The organism is Streptomyces sp. FH025 (genome assembly GCF_017427025.1).
GTDB lineage: Bacteria > Actinomycetota > Actinomycetes > Streptomycetales > Streptomycetaceae > Kitasatospora.
This window is the reverse complement of the sequence record NZ_JAFLNG010000520.1, coordinates 1-5,613: the sequence shown is the minus strand read 5'-3', so window position 1 is coordinate 5,613 and position 5,613 is coordinate 1. Positions and strand designations below refer to the sequence as shown.

Annotated in this window: 6 protein-coding genes; 3 read left to right on the top strand and 3 right to left on the bottom strand. The window is 73.0% G+C overall.

The window, feature by feature from the left end; translation table 11 throughout:
• On the top strand, nt 1–627 hold a 627-nt coding region (locus J0670_RS28320; protein ID WP_207814532.1), incomplete at its 5' end, for an ankyrin repeat domain-containing protein.
• Between the two features lie 124 nt (nt 628–751).
• On the opposite strand, the gene J0670_RS40040 is transcribed toward J0670_RS28320, so the two are convergent.
• Nucleotides 752–1,648, bottom strand: coding sequence for a LysR family transcriptional regulator (locus tag J0670_RS40040; protein ID WP_279383081.1), 897 nt, complete (start codon nt 1,646–1,648; stop codon nt 752–754).
• A gap of 161 nt (nt 1,649–1,809) precedes the next feature.
• Here J0670_RS40040 and J0670_RS28305 point away from each other — a divergent pair, with 161 nt between their 5' ends.
• The gene (locus J0670_RS28305; RefSeq protein ID WP_207814531.1) at nt 1,810–2,544 is read left to right on the top strand and encodes a flavodoxin family protein; all 735 of its coding nucleotides are present in this window, start codon (nt 1,810–1,812) and stop codon (nt 2,542–2,544) included.
• Nucleotides 2,545–2,877: 333 nt separating this feature from the next.
• Entirely contained in the window at nt 2,878–3,810 is a 933-nt protein-coding gene (locus tag J0670_RS28300) for a LysR family transcriptional regulator (RefSeq protein ID WP_207814530.1), read from the top strand.
• A gap of 100 nt (nt 3,811–3,910) precedes the next feature.
• Here J0670_RS28300 and J0670_RS28295 read toward each other — a convergent pair whose 3' ends face one another.
• Nucleotides 3,911–4,681, bottom strand: coding sequence for a GNAT family N-acetyltransferase (locus J0670_RS28295; protein WP_207814529.1), 771 nt, complete (start codon nt 4,679–4,681; stop codon nt 3,911–3,913).
• 114 nt (nt 4,682–4,795) lie between these two features.
• On the bottom strand, nt 4,796–5,572 hold the full coding sequence (locus tag J0670_RS28290; protein WP_207814528.1) for a crotonase/enoyl-CoA hydratase family protein: 777 nt from the start codon (nt 5,570–5,572) through the stop codon (nt 4,796–4,798).
• Nucleotides 5,573–5,613 lie beyond the last annotated feature (41 nt).

The following is a 5,613-nucleotide window of genomic DNA, read 5'->3' as shown; positions in this document are numbered from 1 at the left end:
GACCGGTCCCTGCTGGAGGCCGCCGAGCGCGGCGAGCTCGACGCCGTCCGCGCGGCCCTGGCGGCGGGCGCGAGCGTCGAGGCGCGGGACGCCGAGGGCCGTACCCCACTGCTGCGGGCCGCCTTCGCCGACCGGGTCGCCGTCGCCCGGCTGCTGGTCGAGGCCGGCGCCGACGTCAACGCCCAGGACTCCCAGCTGAACAGCCCGTGGCTGGTCACCGGCATCACCGGCAGCGTCCCGATGATGCGTGCCCTGCTCCCCGGCGGCCCCGACCTCACCCGCCGCAACCGCTACGGCGGGGTCTCGGTCATCCCGGCCACCGAACGCGGCCACGTCGCCTACGTCCGCGCGGTGCTCGACGAGACCGGCATCGACGTCGACCACGTCAACGACCTCGGTTGGACGGCCCTGCTGGAGGCCGTCCTGCTCGGCGACGGCGGCCCGGCCCATCGCGAGATCGTCGGCGTCCTCCTCGCCCACGGGGCCGACCCGCTCCTCCCGGACGCCGACGGCACCACCGCCCGCGCCCACGCCGAACGGCGGGGCTTCCACGACATCGCCGCCACCCTGCGAGCGGCCGAGGCACACGGCCGAACACACGGCGCCGCTACGTGCGACACCCCCTGAGCGCAGCACGATGTCCGCACACCCAGCAAACCCAGCACACCCGACAAACCCAGTGGCCCCAGCAAACCCGCCAGACCCACCGGGCTCAATCGCCTCCCCCGCACGACAGCACGGCGCTCATCCCTCACCGACCGGCGGAGGGCGCCCGCGCCGAGGCCTCCAGCAGCAGCTCGCGCAGGGCCGTGGCGGTCTCCGACGGCTCGGCGGGGGTGAGCACGACCTGGTCGACGGTGGTCGAAGGGCCGGTCAGGGGAATGACGCTCAGGCCGGGTGGCTGGTGGTCGAGCGCGGATTCGACGGTGATGCCGATGCCCGTTCCCGCGGCGACATGGGCGGCGATGGCGTGCACGCTGTCGGCGGTCCGGATGATGCGCAGGTCGGCTCCGCCGATGCTGAAGGCGGACAGGAGGCGGTCGCAGAGGCCGCTGTTGATCTGGTGGGGCCAGGTGAGCAGGTCGCTGGTGGACAGTTCGGACGCGCTCAGCTCGGCGCGCCCGGCGAGCGGGTGTGCCGCGGGTACGAGCGCCACGAACCTCTCGGTGGACAGCACCCTCGCGCGTACGCCACTGACGTCGTCGGCCGCCCAGCCGATGCCCAGCCCGATCGTCTCCGCCCGCAGGGCGGTGAGCTGGGCCGTGGTCGGCATGGCCTCCGGCACGATCGTCACGTCCGGGAAGCGGTCGCGCAGTTGCGGCAGGCAGCGCAACAGCAGCTGGTGGCCGGTGTACTCGGCGTGGGCGACGACGAGGGTGGTACCGGTCCGGTCGCCGGCGGCCAGGGAACGCCCGCGCTGCTGGAAGCGGCGCAGCTGGGCCAGGGTGGCGTGGGCGTCGGGCAGCAGCGCTTCGCCGAGACCGGTCAGTGACACCCGGCGGCTGGTGCGGTGGAAGAGCCGCCCGCCCAGGGTGTTCTCCAGCCGTCTGACGGCGTCGCTGATGGTGGGCTGCCCCCGGTGCAGGCGCGCGGCGGCGCGGCCGAAGTGGAGTTCCTCCGCGACCGCGACGAATGCTTCCAGTTCCATCCTGTCCACGGGGCCAGGCTAGCGCGCGATCGATCGGTGTGACCGATCGCTGGGTGCCGAAGTTCGGCGTTGATGCCGTGCCGTGCGCGGGCTGTGATGAGTGGGCAGGCAAGGACCTGGGCAAGCAGGGACTTCCCCACGAACGGAAGCAGTGAACAGTCATGACAGTCAATGGCGTTGACCGTGCGCACGATGAGCCGACCGCCACGGTGGCGGTGGTGTACCACTCGGTGCACGGGCACACCCGGGTCCTGGCCGAGCACCTCGCCGACGGGGCTCGGCTGGTGCCGGGCGCCCGGGTGCATCTCGTCGAGATCCGGCCCGAGGACGTCAACGCGGGCCGCTGGCACGATGCGGAGGTGCTGGCGCTGCTCGAACGCTCCGATGCGATCGTCTTCGGTTCCCCGACGCTGATGGGCAGTGTGTCGGCGGTGTTCAAGGCGTTCATGGAGGCGGCGTTCACGCCGTTCACCATGCAGGCCTGGAAGGACAAGCTGGCCGGCGGCTTCACCATGTCCGCCTCGCAGAGCGGAGACAAGCTGACGGTCCTGGAGCAGCTGGCGGTGTTCTCCGCGCAGATGGGCATGCAGTGGATCGGCGTGGGCGACATGCCGGGCAACAACTGGAGCGGCGGCACCCGTGACGACGTGAACCGGCTGGGCTCCTGGCTCGGTCTGATGAGCCAGAGCCACGCCGACCAGGGCCCGGAGCACGCCGGCTCGCACGGCGACCTGATCACCGCACAGCGGTACGGCGAGCGGATCGCCCGGCTGACCCAGCGCTGGGTCAACGCCGTGCCGTACGAGACCCACCGGATGACCGAGCACGAGGCCCGCGACCTGTCGGCCTCCCTCAGGGAGAGGCTCGACGCACCGGCGGCGCTCACCGGCGCCTGACCTCACAGACCGCGTCCACCGGCGTCGGCGCCCTGGACGGGCGTCGACGCCGGACTCAACCCCGGACTCGACGCACTCATCACACGGCGAATCACAGAGCGCCTCACAGGGCGAATCACACACTCAACACGCCACTCAACACGCCACTCAACACACTGGTTTCACACGGGTCGGCACCCGCCGTGCCCCCGCCCCGGCGTCCGGAGCGCCGCGAAGGCAGCGGGCGGGTTGCCGCCCTTCTCGCGGGCCCTGCCGTCGATGATCGATCCTTCCCGATACCCAAGTCAATCCACCGGTTTGCTGAGATACCTCCAAGCATTACCTTGGGTGTCTATGACCCTCGACGACCTCCGTGTCTTCGCCGCCGTCTGCCGGGCCGGCTCGCTCAGTGCCGTCGCCCGCGACCTGGCGTGCAGCCAGTCCGCCGTCAGCCAGCACGTGAAGCGGCTGGAGCGCGAACTCGGCCTTCCCCTGCTCGAACGCCATCCGCGCGGCGTGGTGCCCACCCGGGCCGGGCGCCATCTCCAGACCGCCGTGGCCGCCGGATTGGGCGGGATCGACCACGCCCTGCGCACCATCGCCGAACTCGCGCGCGGGGAGGGCGGATCCGTACGGATCACCACCGGTGCCACCAGCATCCGGCACTTCATGTCCGCGGCCGTGGTGGACTTCCGACAGCGGTTCCCGCAGGTCAGCCTGGAGTTCCAGACCGGGGTGTCCAGCCGCAGCTGCCTGGAGGCGCTCAACGCCGGCCACGTGGACCTCGCCTGGATCACCATGGGCACCCCGGTCCGCGGCATCGACCAGCGGCCGGTGGTCGACCTGCCCTGGGTGCTCGCCGTCGCGGCCGGCGACCCGCTCGCCGCCCGGGAGCGCGTCGAACCCGCCGACCTGCAGGACGCCCGGCTCATCGGGCTGCCGCAGAACTCGGTGTCCCGCTCCCAACTCGACGACTGGCTCGGCAAGTCGGGCATCCGGCCGGTCTTCGACACCAGCGTCACGGACTGGGACACCGCGATCCTCCTGGCCGAACTCGGCCTCGGTCAGGCCGTCGTCCCCGCGCTCCCCGAGTGGCAGGGCCCGGGCCACCCCGCTCTCCGGCTGCTCCCGCTGCCCGACCTGCCCGCCCTCACCGTCGGCTGGGCCGTCCGCGACTGGGAGACCCTCGGTCCGCTCGCCCGTGCCTTCGCCGACACCGTCGCCGGACACCGCGGCAACCGGCGGACACCACCACCCGTCAGTCCCGCTGCGGCCGCCATTGCCTGACGGACGGCGCGCCGGACCGGTCCGGTTGCTCGCCCTCGCCCGGGGCCGCCCCCCGGCATCCGACGACCTACGTTCAACGACCGACTTCCGACAACCGGCATCAGCGGGAATGGAAGGAGTGGCTGCGGCCGATCTCGGTGAAGCCGCGCCGCCCGTACCACTCGCGCGGCCAGTCGGCCGCGTCCGCGAGGAGGAAGAGCTGCGGGATCCCGGCCGCGGCGGCCAGCGCCAGGCCGATGGCGAGCAGGGTGTCGCCGTGGCCCGCGCCGCGGTGCCGGGAGTCGGTGACCAGGTCCTCCACCTGCGCCAGCCCGACGGCCGGGTCGAGGTAGAGGTCGGCCCAGGCCGCGACCTCGCCGTCCGGTGTCCGGGCGGCCAGGAAGTACACCTGGTCGGCACCGCGCAGCCTGGCCGCACGGCGGTCCGTGAGCTGGCGGCCGAGTTCCTCCTCCGCGTACCACTCCGACTGCTGGCGCCGGACGGCCGCCCGCAGCTCAGCGAACTCGGTTGGGCGGGCGGCCGGTTCGGGCAGCTCACAGCCGGCCGTGTCCCGGATCAGGACGACGGCGGTGCTCCGCTCGTACCCGGCCTCGGTGAGCACCGGGGTGGCCAGCTCCCCCGGCTCCTCCTCCAGCGCGGAGATCGCGTACTGCCGGCGCGGCCCGAGCCACCGCGCAGCCAGCCCGGGCAGCGCCGCCGGGTCGGTCCCCGGGCCGGTGACGATCAGCTGGTTGTGCTCGTGGGACAGGGCGAACTCCGTGTCCCGGACCGCGAACACCCCCGGATACTCCGGCAGTTCGACGGTCTCGGCCGCCTGGCGGCGGGCGAATGCGGCACGGAAGGCGTTCACACGCCCGAGCAGATCAGACATCCCGCCATGATCGCCCGGCCCGTCACTCCGGGCCAAGTGATTATCGTCGGCCCGCCCCCGCCGGACGGGGGCCGGCAGGCGCGGGCCGACGAGCAAAGGGCCGACAGGCGAAGCTCAGCGGGCACCCTGCGAACGGTCGAGGAACCGCCGCAGCCCGTCCCGCACCCCGTCCGTCGGTACGGTGGCCGCGAAGGCCGCCGCCTCGACCGCGAGGCCCTCGTCGATCGGCAGGTTGATCCCCCGGGTGACGGCCCGCAGACAGGCCGCCACGGCGGTCGGCGCGTGCCGGATGATGCGCTCGGCCAGGTCGCGCGCCGCGTCGAGGAGTTCGTCCGCCGGGACGACCGAGTTGACCAGCCCCAGCTCGGCGGCCCTGGCCGCCGGGATCGGGTCGCCGGTCAGGATCAGCTCCAGACCGCGCTTGCGGCCGACGTGGCGCGGCAGCCGCTGCGAACCGCCGAAGGGCGGCGGGAAGCCGAGCGAGATCTCCGGCTTGGCGAAGGTCGCGTGCTCGGCCGCGATCGCCAGTGGCGCCGCCTCGGTGATCTCGCATCCGCCCCCGTACGCGAGCCCGTTCACCGCGACGATGACGGGCTTCGGGAACTCCTCGATCCGCCGGGTCAGCCCGTGGCCGCGCCGGACGAACTCGCGCAGCGCCCGCTCGGCCCCGCCGGCGATGCTGCCCGCCAGGGACGGGATGTCCGCGCCCGCGCTGAAGGCCCGCTGCCCGGCGCCGGTGAGGATGACGGCGCGGACGGTGTCGTCGGCGTCGATCCGGTCTAGTTCGGCGAGCAGCGCGTCGATCGTCGGGTAGTCGAGGGCGTTGAGCTTCTTCTCCCGGTCGATGGTGAGGGTGACGACGTGCTGGTCCCGCTCGCTGCGGACGGTCATGGCCGGATGCTCCCTTTCGCCGTGGTGCCTTCACCTCGCAG